Annotated in this window: 18 protein-coding genes; 7 read left to right on the plus strand and 11 right to left on the minus strand. The window is 36.9% G+C overall.

Annotated features, from left to right (window positions below):
* Positions 1-118: 118 nt before the first annotated feature.
* Together ABVM52_RS07255 and ABVM52_RS07260 are read right to left on the minus strand one after the other, a co-directional pair.
* On the minus strand, positions 119-568 hold the full coding sequence (locus ABVM52_RS07255; protein WP_405384744.1) for a PA2169 family four-helix-bundle protein: 450 nt from the start codon (positions 566-568) through the stop codon (positions 119-121).
* Positions 569-619: 51 nt separating this feature from the next.
* Positions 620-868, minus strand: a complete 249-nt coding sequence (locus ABVM52_RS07260) for a hypothetical protein (RefSeq protein WP_405384745.1) — start codon at positions 866-868, stop codon at positions 620-622.
* A 273-nt stretch (positions 869-1,141) separates the two neighbouring features.
* Between ABVM52_RS07260 and ABVM52_RS07265 the strand changes: the two genes are divergently transcribed.
* Positions 1,142-1,351, plus strand: coding sequence for a DUF2945 domain-containing protein (locus tag ABVM52_RS07265; RefSeq protein ID WP_405384746.1), 210 nt, complete (start codon positions 1,142-1,144; stop codon positions 1,349-1,351).
* Between the two features lie 39 nt (positions 1,352-1,390).
* On the opposite strand, the gene ABVM52_RS07270 is transcribed toward ABVM52_RS07265, so the two are convergent.
* On the minus strand, positions 1,391-2,467 hold the full coding sequence (locus ABVM52_RS07270; RefSeq protein ID WP_405384747.1) for a DNA topoisomerase IB: 1,077 nt from the start codon (positions 2,465-2,467) through the stop codon (positions 1,391-1,393).
* A gap of 258 nt (positions 2,468-2,725) precedes the next feature.
* Here ABVM52_RS07270 and ABVM52_RS07275 point away from each other — a divergent pair, with 258 nt between their 5' ends.
* Both ABVM52_RS07275 and ABVM52_RS07280 read left to right on the plus strand, forming a co-directional pair.
* Positions 2,726-3,331: a DUF2652 domain-containing protein gene (locus ABVM52_RS07275; protein WP_405384748.1), complete on the plus strand. Its 606-nt coding sequence runs from the start codon at positions 2,726-2,728 to the stop codon at positions 3,329-3,331.
* A gap of 112 nt (positions 3,332-3,443) precedes the next feature.
* Positions 3,444-3,920, plus strand: coding sequence for a Dps family protein (locus ABVM52_RS07280; protein WP_405384749.1), 477 nt, complete (start codon positions 3,444-3,446; stop codon positions 3,918-3,920).
* Between the two features lie 112 nt (positions 3,921-4,032).
* On the opposite strand, the gene ABVM52_RS07285 is transcribed toward ABVM52_RS07280, so the two are convergent.
* The 3 genes from ABVM52_RS07285 to ABVM52_RS07295 are packed head-to-tail and all read right to left on the minus strand — an operon-like array spanning position 4,033 to position 4,920.
* A complete protein-coding gene (locus tag ABVM52_RS07285) occupies positions 4,033-4,227 on the minus strand; it encodes a hypothetical protein (RefSeq protein WP_405384750.1) in 195 nt (64 codons plus the stop codon).
* A 9-nt stretch (positions 4,228-4,236) separates the two neighbouring features.
* Positions 4,237-4,584: a phage holin family protein gene (locus ABVM52_RS07290; protein WP_405384751.1), complete on the minus strand. Its 348-nt coding sequence runs from the start codon at positions 4,582-4,584 to the stop codon at positions 4,237-4,239.
* 3 nt (positions 4,585-4,587) lie between these two features.
* Positions 4,588-4,920 (minus strand): YtxH domain-containing protein, encoded by a 333-nt coding sequence (locus tag ABVM52_RS07295; protein ID WP_405384752.1) that lies wholly within the window; start codon positions 4,918-4,920, stop codon positions 4,588-4,590.
* Positions 4,921-5,108: 188 nt separating this feature from the next.
* Between ABVM52_RS07295 and ABVM52_RS07300 the strand changes: the two genes are divergently transcribed.
* The 4 genes from ABVM52_RS07300 to ABVM52_RS07315 are packed head-to-tail and all read left to right on the plus strand — an operon-like array spanning position 5,109 to position 11,686.
* A complete protein-coding gene (locus tag ABVM52_RS07300; protein ID WP_405384753.1) occupies positions 5,109-6,470 on the plus strand; it encodes an NAD-dependent succinate-semialdehyde dehydrogenase in 1,362 nt (453 codons plus the stop codon).
* An 8-nt stretch (positions 6,471-6,478) separates the two neighbouring features.
* A complete protein-coding gene (locus tag ABVM52_RS07305; RefSeq protein ID WP_405384754.1) occupies positions 6,479-6,649 on the plus strand; it encodes a hypothetical protein in 171 nt (56 codons plus the stop codon).
* Between the two features lie 36 nt (positions 6,650-6,685).
* A complete protein-coding gene (locus tag ABVM52_RS07310) occupies positions 6,686-10,429 on the plus strand; it encodes a ShlB/FhaC/HecB family hemolysin secretion/activation protein (protein ID WP_405384755.1) in 3,744 nt (1,247 codons plus the stop codon).
* Between the two features lie 45 nt (positions 10,430-10,474).
* Positions 10,475-11,686 (plus strand): Pycsar system effector family protein, encoded by a 1,212-nt coding sequence (locus ABVM52_RS07315; protein ID WP_405384756.1) that lies wholly within the window; start codon positions 10,475-10,477, stop codon positions 11,684-11,686.
* Between the two features lie 9 nt (positions 11,687-11,695).
* Here the strand turns inward: ABVM52_RS07315 and ABVM52_RS07320 are convergent, their stop codons facing one another.
* From ABVM52_RS07320 to ABVM52_RS07340, 5 genes are all read right to left on the minus strand, one after another.
* Entirely contained in the window at positions 11,696-12,136 is a 441-nt protein-coding gene (locus tag ABVM52_RS07320) for a nucleoside deaminase (protein ID WP_405384757.1), read from the minus strand.
* Positions 12,137-12,158: 22 nt separating this feature from the next.
* On the minus strand, positions 12,159-12,284 hold the full coding sequence (locus tag ABVM52_RS07325) for a hypothetical protein (RefSeq protein WP_405384758.1): 126 nt from the start codon (positions 12,282-12,284) through the stop codon (positions 12,159-12,161).
* 227 nt (positions 12,285-12,511) lie between these two features.
* Positions 12,512-13,948 carry a rubredoxin gene (locus ABVM52_RS07330; protein WP_405384759.1) on the minus strand — a complete coding sequence of 479 codons (1,437 nt, stop codon included), beginning with the start codon at positions 13,946-13,948 and terminating at the stop codon, positions 12,512-12,514.
* A gap of 11 nt (positions 13,949-13,959) precedes the next feature.
* Positions 13,960-17,490, minus strand: a complete 3,531-nt coding sequence (locus ABVM52_RS07335) for a molybdopterin-dependent oxidoreductase (protein ID WP_405384760.1) — start codon at positions 17,488-17,490, stop codon at positions 13,960-13,962.
* 271 nt (positions 17,491-17,761) lie between these two features.
* Positions 17,762-18,433, minus strand: coding sequence for a response regulator (locus ABVM52_RS07340; RefSeq protein WP_405384761.1), 672 nt, complete (start codon positions 18,431-18,433; stop codon positions 17,762-17,764).
* Positions 18,434-18,487: the final 54 nt, after the last annotated feature.

Genomic DNA, 18,487 nt, shown 5'->3' on the forward strand with positions numbered 1-18,487 from the left:
TAAGTGGGTTATTTTAATTTCTTGTGTAAAAATTATTGTTTTTTAACCCTTAATTGCAACTTTTATTCCAAAAAAAAGGGAGGCATAATGCCTCCCCTTTTCAACTCCTAACCAAACCTTATTTTAAATCCTCCAACATTTTAATATTGGACAGACCATTCTCAATGGCCTGTTTTTGACTTTTTAATACTGTGGAAGTGGTAGAGGGCAAAGACGTATCTTTCAACACTTCTTCATATTCCTCTAATGCAGCTTTTTCCCCTCTAATAGCCTCTTCTAACATAGACTCTTCATCATCTAAGGAAAATAATGCCTTAACATCCATCCAGGCTCTGTGTGCCTTACCGGTTAAACTATCTCCTTTGTCAATTTCCTGTCCAAAAGATTTAATTTCAGATTTTAGCTCATGTCCAAAGTCATAACGTTGTTGCGCCTTACTTTGAAAAAATGACCTTAACTGTGTATGTTCCGTGTTTTCCGCAGCTTTTTTAAATCCTTTTTCAGCATCATATGTTTTTTCCAATAATGCATTTAATTTTTCTCCTACTTCTGCTGTATATGTACTCATTGTTTCTATTTTTAAATGATGTGATTATTTATTTAATGATGTCAATCACAATTACATCTTGTAAAATCTATTTCTACTCTTGAAATCCTGTAATTTTTTCTTTAATTCCTGAGTGTTTTTTGCTTCTCCCGTGTTGGAACGCATAAGTATATATTCCAAATCAATATCACAAAAACCCTCTTCTTCTACTTTCTTCAAACGCCTAACCTCTTCCTTATCCGCTAAAAAATAATCCTTAATTATTATAGCTATACAAGCCGAAGCTATTAGTATTGAAATACCTGAAATTAATTCTACCATGCTATATATGTCATATTTTAACAGCTAAATTACCTTCATTACAATAGAATTATTGCCTTTATACATTCAAGACTTAACTCCTTTCAATTGGGTTAAGTTTTATGTGAAATGAATTAAAAAAACGACGCAATTAAATATGATTTATCTTAACAATTCAAGAACTTTATACCTCTGATAGTTCTCTCGTTTGTGCTCCTTAAATGGAAAAAATTCCATCACCGGTTCTCCAAACTACAGCGGTGATGGAAAGCGCAAACCTTTTAAACTTTATATATGATACGAAAAGGCACTCAAGTAAAATGGTCATGGGGAAATGGTACGGCAGAAGGTAAGGTTGAAGAATCCTATTCTTCCAAAATCACCAAAACCATAAAAGGCAATGAAGTCACCCGCAATGGGGAAGATGGTAATAAGGCCTTATATATAAAACAGACAGATGGCGACCATGTGTTAAAGTTAGAAAATGAAGTAGACCGGGTATAATTTTATTCCCTTAAATGTTATACAACATCCCTTTCCTTATCAAAGCGTCTTCTTTAAGTCGGTAAATGGATCGTAACTTTGAATGCATTTCAATAAAACTTGCTCTGCTGCAGTTTGATATTCCTTTTGTTTTTGCGCGTCTATAGAACCAAGGGCTTTGAACAACCTTTTTTCTTCATATTCCCTCACGATAAAAGGATGTACATAATATTTTCTACACACATTTCTAGAATTGCCCAAGGCTTCCGCTGTTCTATCAAAGGCATGAAGAATATTCTTTTTTAACACCGCTTCATCTTCCGTAAATTCATTTTCTGCCAAGGATTCAAAGAAAATAATAGTACCGGCCCAAGTCCTAAAATCTTTTGCGGTAAACATTTGCCCACTTATTTGCTGCAGGTATTCGTTAACCATTCCGCTTTCTACTCCGGTTTTTACCCCGTTTTCATCATAAAACTGAAACAATTCCCAACCCGGAATTTCTTCACACTGCAAGACCAATCTTCGCAATCTTTTATTATTTAAGGTAATACTATGTTTTTTACCTTTTTTTCCGGTAAACTCAAATTTTAGTTTGTTTTTGCTAATTTTTAAATGACGGGTTCTAAGGGTAGATAGACCATAGGTTTTATTTCTTTTGGCATATTGTTCATTTCCAATGCGTATATGGGTTTCTTCCATCAACCTTACAATCAATGCCAGGACCTTCTCCTTGGACCAACCTGGTAATTGCAAATCTTCATCTACCTTCTTTCTTATTTTGGGTAGCAGCTCGCCAAAATGTGCCATTCTAGAAAATTTTGTCCTATTCCTAACTTTTAACCATAAATCATGATACCTATACTGCAATCTTTTTTTAAGATCATAACCCACGGCCTGTAAATGAGCATTGGATATTGATGCAATTCTAACTTCTTGCCATGCCGGGGGTATAACCAATTTTTCAATACGGCTTAACTCTTTCTTTTTCTTTAGGGGCTTGTTCCTATATATGTATTGAAATTTTTCCTTTTCCTTGATTCTTAAAATTGACAGCTTATTGCGGTCTATATATTTTAACTGCATATGTGCTGCAATTTCCGCTGGCTCACTTTCTACAAGTTGGTTATAATCCATTTTCAACACCTTTATATTGTTCTTAAACGTTTTGCACCACTGGCAATATAAGATTCAATTTTGTTTATTATTTTTAATTATAGTCTAAACAAAAATACACTGCAAAGCAGGTTTTTACTACTTCAATCCATCCTAAAACTAACCTCATCAACTCTTTTTTTATGTTTGATAATATTTTTATTGAAGTACAATTTTTACGAAACGGACCTATTTTACATTATGGAAAGGCATACCTTAACCCCATAAAACAACCTATTTATGAAAGGGTCCCCAATGTTGATTTGCATACCGGATATAAGCGGTTTTACCGAATTTATGAGTGAAACAGATTTTGAGCTTAGTTCTAAAATTATTCCGGCATTATTAAACCAGATAATATATACCAATGAAATTGGTTTAAAAGTATCAGAAATAGAGGGCGATGCCGTTCTTTTTTTTAAGACCGGTAAAATGCCTACCCTAGAAAAACTTATACATCAATGTAGAATATTCTATACCGAATTTTATAAGGAGCTAGATGTTCTAAGAAAGAAGCATAAAGAAAATACAGATGCCGCTTCTATTCCTGAAATATTGGGCCTTAAAATTATTCTACACTACGGTAAGGAAATTGCCCTTACCAAAGTAGGCAATAGTATAAAACTGTTTGGCGAAGACCTTATCGTTGCTCACAAACTTTTAAAAAACAAGGTTAGATTAAATGACTATTTGCTCTTAACCGAAGGTTTGGCCAATTACTACAAACAAAACAATTTAGATGAGCATTTTGATTGGGCGTCCTTAAAACAGAATGCTACCGAGTATGACCATGTGGGCAAAATAAACTATTACTACATTAATCTTAAGCCCTTGGTCAACCCATAAACGCCCTTGATGGTTTAATGAATTTTAATTGCGTTGATCTATAGTTGCAATGAGTTAAGTACCCCAAGCAATTACGGTTAAATTTGTACTGTTAAACCTTAAACAAAAATTCATGAGCTATTTAGACCTAAAATCAAAAGATATAGAACCCATAGTAAAAGAGCTGAACACCTTATTGGCAGACTTCAATATTTACTATCAGAACCTTAGAGGATATCATTGGAACGTTCTTGGCAAAAACTTTTTTGACCTACATATAAAATTTGAGGAACTGTACACGGATGCCAGGATTAAAATTGATGAAATTGCAGAGAGGATCCTAACCTTAAGACATCATCCTACTAGTGAATTTTCAAAATATGTTGAACTTTCCTCAATTAAGGAGACTTCATCCTTAATACCTGATCAGCAAATGGTCAAGAATATTCTTGAACAACATGAGGCCATTCTAAAACAAATGAGCAAAGTGGTTAAAAAAGCGGAAGCTGCAGGTGACGAAGGTACAATAGATATGATCGGCGGTTATATAGGAGAAATTGAAAAAGTAAGTTGGATGTTAGATGCCTGGTCCAAAGAATCAAGTGACTAGAGTTCTACAAAGTATAGAAAATAAAAACACCCCTAAATGGGGTGTTTTCGTTTGTATATATTTTCAAAGTTTCCTTAGTAAATAATAGGCACACAAAATTATTGGTAATACGCTACTTTACTATTTTCTTCGCGAGATATAAAAACCCGAACTTCTTAACTCCGGAAAGTAAGGTAGATAACCAGTTATACGGACTTAAATCTTCTTTAACATCATGCTTTAAACCCTTAATTTCTTCCAAGGCAATTTCACGCTCTAACTTAAGTCGCTTAAGGTGGTATTCTACTTCATCTAAATTCTTGTACATAGGACCGTTTTAATTAAAAAATTTAACCGACAGTTTCTTAACCAGTAAGTTATCTATCTTCTTTCTCAATAAATAAGCAATGACCAACAAGACAATGAAAATTGCCGTTGCAATTAAACAAGAGGCTACCATGCTATCTAAAATGTTTCCCAAAGCAATAACTCCGGCAACACTTAAAAAAATAAGAGCCAAAAAACCAAGACCACCAATTACCACTATTTTAAGTAGCATACCAGTGGTCGTGCTTAATTGTTGAAACACTTTAAGCCTATAATACTCTTGGGTTTTCTTATAGTAAATTTCGCCTACATCTATTGCTTTATTAGATGTATCGTTAAGTGATTCAATGATTCCCATTTTTTATGATGTTTTCTGCAATTTCTTGTTCTTAGACTTTAATTCCGCTAATTTTTTCTCTAAGGTTGAAATTACGTCCTCTGTCTTATAACTTAAATCCGTTACCAAAGAATCTACCCTGGTATCCAAGGATTGTTTTTCGTCCAAAACTTTAGACGCTACTTTGTTTTTTAGGTCTACTGCACTTTCTGCCAGATTGTTCTTAGTTGCAGCTGCTTGGTCCGCAATTAACTTTCTGGTATTTTCTCCCTTATCGGGTGCATATAAAATTCCTAGTGCGGCCCCTATGGCAGAACCTGCTATAATGGCCAATAATGTATTTCCGCTATTATTCATGGTATTGTTTTTTTATTAATCTTAAATTTTGATTTAGAACGATATCGTTCTATACAAATGTCAATAAATCAAGGGGATAACCTTGACTCAAAACCTATAAATATTAACGGTAACCAAATGCTTAAAAGGGTTAACATTTAAATGAAACGCATTAAACCCTTGTCGCATCAAAATTTAATTTTGTAACCATGAAAGAGATTACATCTAAAAACCCTTATAACGGTAATACCATTGGTACATATACCAAGGATACCCATGAGACTGTAAATAAGAAATTGAAAAAATCTATAGCGGTAACGCCCCAATGGCAAAAAACCAGTATTAAGACAAGATGTCAATTACTTTCTAATATTTCATCGCTACTTATAGAACGGAAAGAACAATACGCTAAACTCATTACCCAAGAAATGGGTAAACCTATTTCCCAAAGTATTTCTGAAATAGAAAAATGTGCTTTGGCATGTGATTTCTATGCGACCAATGCGGAAGATTTTTTGGCCGATGAACTTATTGATACGGATGCTCATGAAAGCTTTATCAGCTATGATCCATTAGGATGCATTCTTGCGGTCATGCCATGGAATTATCCTTTTTGGCAGGTCATACGTTTTGCCGCACCTACCTTGACCGCAGGTAATACGGCATTGTTAAAACATGCTTCCAATGTAACTGGTTGCGCCAAGGCCCTAGAACAATTATTTATTGATGCTGGATATCCTGATGGATGTTTTCAAAATATAATTGCAGGACATGAAGACATAGAAACCTTGGTTTCAAATGAACATGTAAAAGCGGTCACCTTGACCGGTAGTGAAAAAGCGGGGAAGGCTATAGCAAAATTGGCCGGTGAAAACCTTAAGAAATCTGTATTGGAACTGGGCGGCAACAATGCGTGTATTGTTTGGGAAGATGCAGATTTAGATGCTCATATGGACACCATGGTCAAAGCCCGCATGCAAAATACGGGACAAAGCTGTATTGCCGCAAAACGCTTTATTGTCTGTGCAGATATATACGATGCCTTTGTGGAGCAATTTACGGCCAAGGTCAAAGATTTAACATCTGGTGACCCCATGCAAGAGGATACATATATTGGCGTAATGGCTCGTGAGGACTTGGCAGAAACACTACAGCAACAAATTGATGATTCCCTTACCAAGGGAGCTAAAATTACACTTGGCAATGAAAGACAAGGGGCCTATTTCTCCCCTACGATCATTACCTATGTTACCGTAGACATGCCCGTATTCAAGGAAGAAACTTTTGGTCCGGTCGCAGCGATAATAAAGGCCAAGGATAGGGAAGAGTCGCTGGCATTGGCCACAGATTCCAGATTTGGCCTAGGTAGCATGTTGTTTACACAAGATATAGATGCCGCATTTAACGCTATTTCCAATATCCCGGACGGTGCTTTCTTTGTGAACGAAATGGTTAAGTCCGATCCGCGGTTACCCTTTGGCGGCACAAAAGCATCAGGCTATGGAAGGGAACTATCAAAAGAGGGAATATTGGAGTTTGTAAATAAAAAAACAGTATACATAAACAAATAAAAAAAGCTATGAAACAAGACAGTGAAAAAACAAAATTTGTTAAGGAACCAGAAGAGGATACAAGAGAATATATCCTTCAGAAAAATAAGAAAACAAAATTAGGGGCAACTATAGTCATTGCTTTTCTAGTGCTTCTAATCATTGGTATCATCGTATCCAATGTGTTCTTTACCAATTAAAATACCTACGTCCCAAATATTCACTAAAATCATTATATGACCAAACGACCCTTTTTATTAAAATGGTACTTTTCACATAAATACAGCAGATCACTTATTCTTGCTGTTTTTATGGTGCTTGCATCATGCGCAACTTTAAAGGAGCAAAAAGCTACTGCTGTAACGGCTGACCTTGATAGGGCGGATAAAAAAATAACCCATTCCTTTTTCATTGCAGGCGGTTTGGGCAATTTATCCACCACACCCAATGACGCACTTTTAAGGCAGTTTAAGGAGGAGTTAAATGGCGCCTCAACAACTAGTACACTCATTTTTACGGGGGATAATATTAGCCCTGATACCGGTAATTGGAAAACCGACAGCCTACTTGTTCAACAACAATTGCAACTGTCTGCCAATTTCAAAGGGGAAATCATTTTCTTGCCCGGAAACAATGAATGGAAAAGTTACGAGCTAGATAAAATAGAAAAGGTTGAAAATTTACTTAAAAATGTAAATAGGGAAGGTACAAAAGTAGACCCCAACAACGGTTGCCCTATAGAGCACAAGGTCATTAATGAAAATCTGGACCTTATTCTTATAGACTCTAAGTGGTTTGTCTCTAACTGGTCCAGAATTGAGGACATCAATAGTAAATGTACTGATATTGTTACCAGAAGACGCTTTATGGAAGAGTTGGAAGGTTACATTGGCGATGGCCAAGGCAAAAATATCGTTATTGCCATGCACCACCCGGTATTTACCAATGGTATTTATGCCGGTAAAACTACTTTTACCGATCATATGAAACCCCTACCATTGGCCGGCACGGTCAAAAATGCGGTGATGGACCTTGGGGCTTTTAATCCAGAGCACGTAAATTCCAGAAGGTATAATTACCTAAGAATTGCGGTTAGCGCTTTGGCTCAGGCAAATGACCGGATCACCTTGGTTTCTGGTCATGAGGAAAGTCTACAATTACTTGAGGGTGGAGGTTTACATCAAATTATAAGCGGTTCCCTAGGTTCTAAAAGTGCCACCAAATTAGGTCCCGGAAAGATTACGGCTATAGGCGGGTCTATAGATTTCAACGGGAAATATGCTTATGGCGACCGTGGTTTTGCACGGTTGGATTATTTTGAGGACGGTAGTTCCAAAGTCACCTTTGTCTCTGAAAACGACCTTAAAGACCATAAAACATTTGCCGTTCTGCCTGAGTTTGAAACAAAAAAACAATTTACCAATTTTACCCAGCCCACAGGCAAACATGTGTCGGCAAAAATACTGGAGGACAGATCGGATTATTCTAAAAGCGGATTTTATGAATTTTTGTGGGGCAAGCGCTACCGCTCCTTATATGGACAACCTGTTAAGGCTCCCGTAGTAAACATAGACACCTTATATGGCGGACTAAAAGTGGTTAAGGAAGGTGGCGGACATCAATCTTTTTCCTTACGGTTAGAAGATGCCAACGGTAAACAATATGCCATGCGTTCCCTGCGCAAAAGCGCCCTTAAATTCTTAAAATTTAAACTGCCCGGCATCTCGTACAATACGGCAGATTACCAAGATACATGGGCAGAAAAAGCTATTTCTGACTTCTTTACCACGGCCCACCCATATATGCAATTGGTGGTAGACCCATTGGCCAGTTCCATAGAAATTAATCATTCTGATACAGATTTGTTCTATGTACCCAAGCAACAGGCTCTGGAAGAATACAATGAAGATTTTGGTGATGAGCTTTATTATATAGAACGGCGCCCATCAGAAGAACAGGCCAATTATAAGGGGTACAGAAGAACTATAGATGAAACGGGCAAGGTAACGGATTATGAGAGTACTACAGATATGCTTGAAAAAATTAAGAGCGATGAATCATATACCGTGGATGAAAGAAGTTTTATACGTGCCCGAATTTTTGATATGCTTATAGGTGATTGGGATAGACACCAAGACCAATGGCGTTGGATCGAATATGAAAGTCCAGATGGGGAAAAGGAATTTATGCCGGTACCCCGTGATCGTGACAATGTATTCCCCAGATTTGACGGGAAGGTTATACCCTTCATAAATTGGTTTGTACCCAATACACGTAATTGGGAAACTTATGATGAGGATGTTGATAACGTAAAATGGCTCAACCTATCGGGCGGTAGGTTAGATAGAACCTTGCTTACCTCCTATGGTACAGAGGTGTGGGTGGAGGAGGCCAAGGCCATACAAAAGGGTATGACGACAGAGGTAATTGAAAATGCCTTTAAACGCCTTCCTGTTGAGGTACAGGACGAAACCTCATCATACATCAAAGAAAGTTTGATCGCCCGTTTACAAACCTTACCGCAAGTTGCTAAAGAGTATGCTACTTATCTAAATAAGATCGTGGCAGTTAAAGGAACGGAAAAAGATGATATTTTCACCATCACCAGAATGCCAAACGGTAAAACCAGCATAACGGTTAGACGAATTTTATCCGATGAAAAAAATGAGTTGATGTACTCTAGAACGTTTGACCCCAATATCACCAAGGAAATATGGGTCTATGGCCTGGGGGATGATGATGTTTTTGTTATTGAGGGAGAAGAAAAACCTCAAATTAAATTAAAGCTCATTGGTGGTTACGGAAAAGATATCTACGCTATTAAAAATAAAAAGAAAGTACAAATCTTTGAATGGGAGCATGAAAAAATAACCTTTGAAGAAGAAACTCCCAAAACCCTATTGTCCGATAATTACAGGACCAATACCTTCCATTTTAGGTTTTTTGAACCAAATTATAATATTCTAGTACCCAATGCCGGGTTCAGGACAGATGATGGTGCATTTGTTGGGGTTTCAAATACGTATACCAAAAACGGTATAAACGGAAACTCCTTTAGACAAAAACACAGAGTAAGTGCTAACTATTTCTTTGATTTTCAGGCTGCGGAAATTGCCTATTCTGGTAAATATGGTAGTATTTTCCCGGGTTGGAATTTGGAAATGGATGCATATTTTACCAACGACCGCTTTGTCACCAACTTTTTTGGATATGGCAATGAAACCAGTAATGCAGAAGATGATTTAGGCAGGGATTACTATAGGGCCAGAATTCAGCAATTTAAAGCAAGTGCGGGCTTGGCCTATTACAGTCTAAGATTCAAGGCGCTTTTTGAATCCTTTAAGGTAGCGGACAATGAAAATAGATTATTCAACCCTGCCAACCTTGAAAATGCCCTTTTTGAAAATCAGAAATATGGCGGCGTGGAACTTACAGGTGAGTATGATAGGGACGATGCGGGCGATTTCCCGACCAAAGCAATTTATTTTGGTTTTAGCGCGGGGTATAAAATGAACTTTGACCTTACTAACAATAAATTTGGTTATGCCTCTTTAAAGGTTGGCTTTGACCATAAATTGGAACCTTCCGGTAATTTAGTTTATAGTACAATGGCTGAATATAAAGGATTATTCGATGCCGATACAGTCTTTTTTTACCACACCCCTTCTCTTGGAGGCAGTAACGGCTTAAGGGGATTTAGGGACGAGCGATTTACAGGTAAATCCTATTTTTACCAATCCTCTGACCTAAAACTTAAAGTAAAACGCTATATTACTGCTGTATCTCCCGTAACAATTGGGGTTTACGGAGGTTTTGATTATGGTAGGGTATGGCAGCCAGATGAAGATTCCAATGTATGGCATACATCACAAGGTGGTGGACTATGGATCAGTAGTTTAAAAGCATTAACCTTTAATTTGGGTTATTTTAATTCTAAAGAAAGTAATTTGATTCAAGTTGGTTTTGGTCTATCGTTCTAACAAATAAATCTAATTTTATATTTAAATCATGACAAATACCTTTCCATGTCTTCAATAGTTTCAAAAGCAGCACAATTTGTTAGTGATAAATTGGCATCGGACACCAATCCCAATTATCTATACCATAATTTACGCCATACACAACGTGTGGTACAGAGCACTAAGGAACTTATAGAAGGGGAACAGATTAGTGGAGAAGAGGAGGAATTTCTCCTGTTGGCAGCTTGGTTTCATGATTTGGGATATACGGTCTCTTATAGAAATCACGAGGAAAATAGTTGTGATATGGCCAAGGAGTTTTTATCCGAACATGATTGTTCAGAAAAGCTCATAGACCAGGTTTGTACATTGATCATGGCCACGCTCAAGGATTATGAACCCAAGAACACTCTTGAAAAAATAATGCGTGATGCGGATTCTTCTCATTTTGCCGAGAAAGATTTTTTGGCCACCTCTGAACTTTTGCGCGAAGAACTTGAATCTCTAGGAATTGCGCAATATTCATTAACAGAATGGAGAGAAGAGAATATTAGGTTGTTACGTACCAAACATAGATTTTATACCAAACATGCATTAGAAAATTGGCAGCCTGGCAAGGACAAGAACATTAAAAAATTAATTAAAGGAAAAAAGAAAAATAACAAACTGGCCAAAAAAGAGCAATTAAAGGCCAAATATAAGGGAGAATTGCCTGATAGGGGCATACAGACCTTGTACAGGGTAACCCTACGAAATCATTTAAAATTAAGTGATATTGCAGATACCAAAGCCAATATTCTGCTGTCTGTCAACGCCATTATTATTTCCATGGCCTTATCCAATTTAATTCCAAAACTGGACAACCCATCTAATGATTATCTCATTTATCCAACCTGCGTGTTTATCATGTTCAGTATTGTCTCTATGGTCATGTCCATTTTAGCTACAAAACCAAACGTTACTTCCGGACAATTTACCGAGGAAGAGGTGAACATGAAAAAGGTGAACCTTTTGTTCTTTGGAAATTTCCATAAAATGAAATTGGAACAGTATGATTGGGCCATGTCACAACTTATAAAAGATAAGGACTACATCTATAGTTCCTTAACAAAAGACCTTTATTTTTTAGGAGTTGTTCTTGAAAGAAAATACAGAATTTTACGATGGACATATACCGTATTTATGATCGGTATGGTGCTGTCCGTTATTGTTTTTGGTATAGCCTTAAAATTCTATGGCCCGGAAAGAGTGTTAGAGTTACCGGTTATGCAACCGTAATTGGTGCTATTATTTCCACACTTTAATGGCCTCTTCTGCCATTAATTGTTCTAGATTAAATTCCTTGTGTCTTGCCCCTTTACTAGATGCATAGAACATATTGGAATATATGAAACCATGCTCTTTGGCATCCTGTGCAGAACTGCCGTAATATACTTTATGAATCTTGGCCCAATAAATGGCGCCCAGACACATCATACAAGGTTCACAACTGGTATATAAGGTACAGTCGGTTAAAGTGGTTGTTTTTAATTTTCTACAGGCTTCCTGTATAACCAAAAGTTCTGCATGTTGTGTACAGTCAGATAATGTTTTGACCTTGTTGAAGCCTTCGGCAACAACGGCACCATTCCTCACGATTACCGCACCAAAAGAACCTCCACCATTATTCTTGCCAAGTTGAGCAAGCTCAATAGCCCTGGTCATAAAACGTATGGTATCATTACTCACCTTAATATGGGTTAAAGAAGATTTACTTATCAAGCGCTAAAAAAACAAAACACATTACAATGCCTATAGCGGCAATTACTATGGTAAATTTTATAGCCTTTTCAAGGGGAGTTACTTTCTTGGATTCATCTATATTTACTCTGGTCATTGGTGGTTATTTAAAATTGATACAAAACAAAAATATAGCCAACCATTTCAACTTTTTAACTGAACAAAGTAAATTGTTGCCTGTATTAAATATACGTTAACTAATTGAAATATTGTAAGATAAATCCTATTTATTGTAAGAGTAGGCATGTATTTTGTGCCTCTAGACCCATTACATATCTCGTTTACTTTATACACAAGTAAGAATAACTATAGATAAAAAGGCGCTTATACTACCTGTATAAGAGATTTCTTAAATCTATTTTTAGGAGCATCGCACACGGGACAGGAATAGGTTTCTTCAATATCCTTAAACGCTGTTCCTGCCGGTATACCGTTGTTCTCATCCCCATAAGACGCATCATATACCGTAAAACAATCTTGACATTGAAATAGTTGTTGTTTCGTTTCTTCTACTTCAATATTATTTACTTTTTCGATATCCTCTACGCGACCTAATTGATCAAAATACATTTTACTCAACTCCATCAAAAGTCCTGGCAGCTCTATTTTATCAATATCTTGAGCGTAGGTAATATACTTTTGGCTATTGGGGTCAAAATGTTCAAAATGTAGTACGTTGTAGGTAGGGCGAACTTCAAATTCTTTCACAATGGTGGGCAAACTATTCTTTTCAATAATCACCGAGGCAAAGTGAGAACGCTTACCCACTTCATTGCTAATACCAAAAGTAAGGCCATAAGTGCTTATATCATTTTGATCAAAACTTCTAACCAAATATTTTTTTAACTCCAGAGCTTCTCCATCATCAATAGGTACATGCCAGTTCATCTCTAACTGAGAGTGCCTAACATTAATTCCTCTTTTGCCCAAAAACCTTTCCAGCTCTGGCCTACTGGATTTTTTTATGCCTTTTACCACAAATGATTTCCAAGGTGTAATACAGATTTTACCAATACTGTTATCCAGACAAAAACCACAGAACTCCTTAAGAAATGACAGGTCATATTTATTGTTTCTCCAATAAAGCCCCAACCAATACAGATCTGACCCTAAACGGTTCATGCCTTCATAATAGGGGAAAGTTTGAAAAGGAACCTTTAATTCCTTCTCCATGGTCTTATTGTTCGTTTCTAAATTCTTGTTCATAATAAAGAACAGTTCATCAATATCTGAAATGTCTTCATGTATTTCCTCTATCTGTTTTGATAAGGAATTTATATCCCAACTATAAATAAGAACCGGATAAAATGCAGATGATTTCCAGTGTGGTAGTTTAATATTTAAATACCAATAATCTTCTTGATCTGAGGCTATAAAGTTAAGATTGCCACTAAAAATGGGTACTAATCGCTGTTTTGGATCGGTAACATTGATTTTTAACTTTGGTAAAAAATCAAAGCCTTCTAAAATATATAAATACGTAGAACCTTTTAACCAATGTGTCATATCAAAAATATCTGCCGAAACATATGAGCTAACGATATTCTGATAAGACCTATTGGCAATAATATCGGTATTGAATTTTGATATGCTTTCCAGTTGTTCTTCTTTAGCATCTTTCAGTGGAAACAAAATATCTTGCCTTGAACCAAAATTTACACTTTTAAGTCCGGCAGACTCCAACATGGCAATTATATCTTTCAATTCCCCAGGCGATGTTACTCCGCCTTTTATCAATATTCTATGAAGATCATCGTTCATAACTATTACTTTTAATTTGCCAATACCAGCTGGTTCTTTAATAACTCCTTAATTTCTGGCTTACAACTACCACAGCCTAAACCTGCACCCGTTTCTGAGCATAGTTTGTTGAAGTCTGAACATCCTGCTTTAATGGCATCAATCACATTACCTTCCCCTACTTGACTGCAGGAACATACCAATTTCCCTTTCATAGGTACAGAAGTGGAAGCTCCCCTAAGTAATTCATTGCGCTTTTCAGAAAGTTCTATTTCTTCTTCAATCAATCTTTTAAACTCTGCGAATTCATTTTTATCGCCCAACAGTATAGCCCCTTTAAGGGTGTCGTCCTTTACAATACATTTTTTATAGAATCGTTTACTTACATCCATTAAAATAATTTCTTCATAAGACGAATCTCCTAATGGCGAGTTGACCATACCTATACTGCACAGATCCAAGTTCTCGAACTTTAGAATATTCATTAATACCGAACCATTGTAGATGCTACTAAAGTCACCTAGAATAAAGTTAGCAGCAATATCAGCTTGTTGTTCTGCTGCCGATGTGATACCAAAAAGCGAATTTTTATACTCGGCTATTTCGCCAAGTGCAAAGATTGATGGGTCGTTACTTTGTAAGTATGAATTAACAACGACACCTCTACGGGTATGCACCCCGGTCTGTTTTGCCAATTCTATATTAGGTCTGGTACCTATGGCGTACACTATGGCATTACACTGAATGGTTCTACCCGTTTTTAGGTTTACTAAAAGGCTATGCTTCTGTTCCTTGTCTTCAAAAACGGTACTTACCTCATTATCAAAATATAAGTTTATGCCCCGTTCCATAACATCTTCTGCCAACAACCTACTAGCAACGCTATCTAACTGACGCTCCATTAAACGTGGTGCCCGCTGAATAATACTAATGTTGATGTTAATCTTTTTCAATGCCGCGGCAAGCTCCAACCCTAAAAGTCCGCCACCTACAATGACTACGTTCTGGTCTTTTGCCTTGAGTCCAGTTTCCGCTAAATATTTTCTGAGTTTATCGGCATCTCCCCTTTCACGCATGGTAAACCTGCCAGGTAATTTTATTTGTACATCGCTAGGTATAAATGCCCTACTACCCGTTGCCATAATTAGCAGATCGTAACTATGCCTAATTCCTTTAGCATCTACAACCGTTTTATCATCAGCATTAATATTGTCTATACAAATACCCGAGTGTAAGGTTACATCTAACTTTTGTAGTTCTCCTTCCTTCAATTTCTCCAAAGCTTCCCATGAAAGTTCATCACTAACATATTCAGGAAGCAAAACCCTATTATAGAACGGATCTTTTTCCTTTGAAAACACATGAAGTTCATCTACAGTATTCTTTTCCCTGTATGATTGTATAAAGCGATACGCCGCGGCACCTGCCCCAACGACAACAACTTTCTGTTTCTCTTTAACGTACTTGGTGACCTCAACGGCACAGTACTTAAAATCTGGTTCTTTAGACACGGGGTCTACCAAATCATTAGTGAGGTTATTTGCCCTACCAAAATCATTGTTCAATACTTTGCCCCAATGCATTGGCAAGAAAACGACCGACTCCCTAATATCATAATTGAGCTGTACTTTCACTTGTACTTGACCACGTCTACTTTTCACCAACGCAATATCGCCATCTTTTATTTTCCTTAAGTAGGCATCTACAGCATTCATTTCTAAATAAGGCTGTGGTATATGGGTCAATAATCTTTTTACTTTACCGGTCTTGGTGCGCGTATGCCACTGATCACGAACCCTACCAGAATTTAATATTAATGGATATTCGTTATCTGTTTCCTCCGATTTGTTGTAAAGTGTAGCAGGGGCGTTAAAGTGTGCCTTTTTATCATTGGTGAAAAATTTACGGTCTGTAAATAGCCTAGGCGTACCTTTATGGGTTTTATGAGGCACGGGCCATTGAAAACTACCTTCATTCTTCAATCGATCATACGACAAACCCGAAATATCTATTTCGGTACCTTTAGTCAATAGGCAATGTTCATCATAGACCTCGCTACTATTTGCATAATCAAAACCTGTATAACCCATTGCCTGTGCAAAGCGCCAAATTATTTCTGCATCTGGCAATGCCTCGCCAGGGGCGTCTATAACTTTTGGTAAATAACTAATTCTTCTTTCTGAATTGGTCATGGTACCTTCTTTCTCTAGCCAACCCGCTGCAGGTAATAGTAAATCTGCAAATTTTGTGGTCTCCGAATTATGGGAAATATCTTGTACCACTACAAATTTTGCCTTCTTCAAGGCTCTTTCTACCTTATTTACATTAGGCATGCTAACTGCCGGATTGGTACAGATTATCCAAATTGCCTTTAATTTTCCTTCATCAAGCGCATCGAACATTTCTGTTGCCGTGTATCCTGGTTCTGCCTGTATTTCTCCGCCTCCCCAAAAATCTGATACTTCCTTTCTATGCTTGGGATTGCCTAAGTTTTTATGGGCTGCCAATAAACTTGCCATGCCACCTACTTCTCTACCACCCATGGCATTTGGTTGTCCGGTCAATGAAAAAGGACCTGAACCAGGTTTTCCTATTTGACCTGTTAATAGGGAAAGATTCAATAACGATACATTTTTAGCAACACCAATAACACTTTGGTTGAGCCCCATGGTCCACATACTTATGAACTTTTTGGCATTGCCAATATACTCTGCTGCCTTGCGAATATCGGCAACGGGAATACCGCATTTTTTAGCCGCTTCTTTAAGGGTCAAGGTATAAGCCATTTCTTTACAAGCTTCAAAATTGGCGGTATGCTTTTTTATAAAAGCGGTATCTATTTTTCTTTTTTCTATTAACCTTCTTGCTATGGCATTAAAGAGAATAACATCTGTACCCGGTAAAATTTGCAAATGTAAATCTGCCCCGGCACAAGTCTGTGTTTTACGAGGGTCTACTACAATTATCTTTACATTAGGATTCTCTTCTTTATGCTTTTCCAATCTTCTATACAAGATAGGGTGGCACCATGCTGGGTTGGCCCCTGCAATTAAAAAACAATCTGCCAGTTCTATATCATCGTATGAAATAGGCACGGAGTCTTCACCCAATGTTTTTTTATAACCCACTACGGCAGAACTCATGCATAGCCTAGAATTTGTATCTATATTATTTGTACCAATAAATCCTTTGGTTAGCTTGTTTATCAAATAGTATTCTTCGGTTAAGCATTGCCCAGAAACATAAAAACCTACGCTATCGGGACCATGTTTTGCAATGATACTTTTAAACACTGCTGCAGCGCGTTCAAAAGCGGTATCCCATGAAACCCGTTGTAAGGGATGGTTACGGCTCCATTTCATTTCTGGGTATAAAATTCTATCTGAAGTATCTTGAGCTACGTAATTTAAATTTCGTCCTTTTGAACATAGCATGCCCTTGTTGGATGGATAATCTGGATTACCATCTACGGTAATAGTTCCTTTTGCATCTACATCTACCAATATACCACAGCCTACACCGCAATAAGAACATATGGTTTTATGAGTTTTGTTGCTATTCATTTTATCAATGATAAAGAATGGGTTAGAAGTACACTGCAAATTATAAAAAGTACGTATAAATACGTATTTTTTTATGATAAATGTTTTGCCTAAAAACTAGCGATTCTAAATTAATACGGGTAAATACTGAGAATAAATCAAAGAATAGCAAACTAGGGCGCATACTTGTTAAAATAACATGCCTGCTTTAAATAGTAAATATGGATAAATATTTCGCAGTTTTAAGCTTATCCCATTACTAATCAGCTCATAAAGCTGAATACGAGTTTGGTTAAATAAGGTTATACTTCTGCGACTTTTTAGAAAGGTCTATAAGGTTTTTGACATCCATTTTACGCATTAGATTAAATCGATGCGTTTCTATGGTTCGCTTACTGTTTTGAAGTTTTTCTGAAATCTGTTGATTGGTTAAACCAGATAGCACCAATTCTAAAACCTTTAATTCTTTATTGGTAAGGTCAAATACATTTTCACCCGTCTTTTTAGGTGTGTCTTCTTTTACCACCTCTTTTTTGGCACCCAATAGGTTATTTACAAGAACGTTGCTTATGTCTCCACTAAAATATTTACCACCTTCCCTAACGGTGTGTATTGCCTTTATAAATTCTGATTTATCGGTGTCCTTTAGCAAATATCCATTGGCACCAGAGCTAATAGATTTTAAGATATATTCTTCAGAATCATGCATAGAAAGTATAATGGTCTTTACAGGCGATTTACTTTTGGTGAGTTCTGCCACGGCATCAATACCGTTCATAACGGGCATTCTAATATCGATAATCAAAATGTCTGGGTGAACTTCTGCAACCAAATCAATAGCCTCCTTGCCATTTGATGCTTCCCCTATCACTTCTAGATCAGACTCGGTTTCCAATAAAGAACGTATACCGTCCCTTACCAAAGCATGATCATCTGCCAATACTATTCTTGTTGTTTCACTCAAAATATAGGTAATTATACGTACGACGCTAAATTACATATAATTTTAAAAAAATAC

Source organism: Maribacter sp. LLG6340-A2, from assembly GCF_045057105.1.
GTDB lineage: Bacteria > Bacteroidota > Bacteroidia > Flavobacteriales > Flavobacteriaceae > Maribacter.

Bases quoted from the DNA above. Each gene is read 5' to 3' on its own strand.
- ABVM52_RS07295 (WP_405384752.1), bottom strand. From the start codon at position 4,920: ATGAATAATAGCGGAAATACATTATTGGCCATTATAGCAGGTTCTGCC.
- ABVM52_RS07275 (WP_405384748.1), top strand. From the start codon at position 2,726: ATGAAAGGGTCCCCAATGTTGATTTGCATACCGGATATAAGCGGTTTT.
- ABVM52_RS07290 (WP_405384751.1), bottom strand. From the start codon at position 4,584: ATGGGAATCATTGAATCACTTAACGATACATCTAATAAAGCAATAGAT.
- ABVM52_RS07330 (WP_405384759.1), bottom strand. From the start codon at position 13,948: ATGAACGATGATCTTCATAGAATATTGATAAAAGGCGGAGTAACATCG.
- ABVM52_RS07255 (WP_405384744.1), bottom strand. From the start codon at position 568: ATGAGTACATATACAGCAGAAGTAGGAGAAAAATTAAATGCATTATTG.
- ABVM52_RS07335 (WP_405384760.1), bottom strand. From the start codon at position 17,490: ATGAATAGCAACAAAACTCATAAAACCATATGTTCTTATTGCGGTGTA.
- ABVM52_RS07285 (WP_405384750.1), bottom strand. From the start codon at position 4,227: ATGTACAAGAATTTAGATGAAGTAGAATACCACCTTAAGCGACTTAAG.
- ABVM52_RS07270 (WP_405384747.1), bottom strand. From the start codon at position 2,467: ATGGATTATAACCAACTTGTAGAAAGTGAGCCAGCGGAAATTGCAGCA.
- ABVM52_RS07315 (WP_405384756.1), top strand. From the start codon at position 10,475: ATGTCTTCAATAGTTTCAAAAGCAGCACAATTTGTTAGTGATAAATTG.
- ABVM52_RS07305 (WP_405384754.1), top strand. From the start codon at position 6,479: ATGAAACAAGACAGTGAAAAAACAAAATTTGTTAAGGAACCAGAAGAG.
- ABVM52_RS07325 (WP_405384758.1), bottom strand. From the start codon at position 12,284: ATGACCAGAGTAAATATAGATGAATCCAAGAAAGTAACTCCCCTTGAA.
- ABVM52_RS07260 (WP_405384745.1), bottom strand. From the start codon at position 868: ATGGTAGAATTAATTTCAGGTATTTCAATACTAATAGCTTCGGCTTGT.
- ABVM52_RS07310 (WP_405384755.1), top strand. From the start codon at position 6,686: ATGACCAAACGACCCTTTTTATTAAAATGGTACTTTTCACATAAATAC.
- ABVM52_RS07265 (WP_405384746.1), top strand. From the start codon at position 1,142: ATGATACGAAAAGGCACTCAAGTAAAATGGTCATGGGGAAATGGTACG.
- ABVM52_RS07280 (WP_405384749.1), top strand. From the start codon at position 3,444: ATGAGCTATTTAGACCTAAAATCAAAAGATATAGAACCCATAGTAAAA.
- ABVM52_RS07300 (WP_405384753.1), top strand. From the start codon at position 5,109: ATGAAAGAGATTACATCTAAAAACCCTTATAACGGTAATACCATTGGT.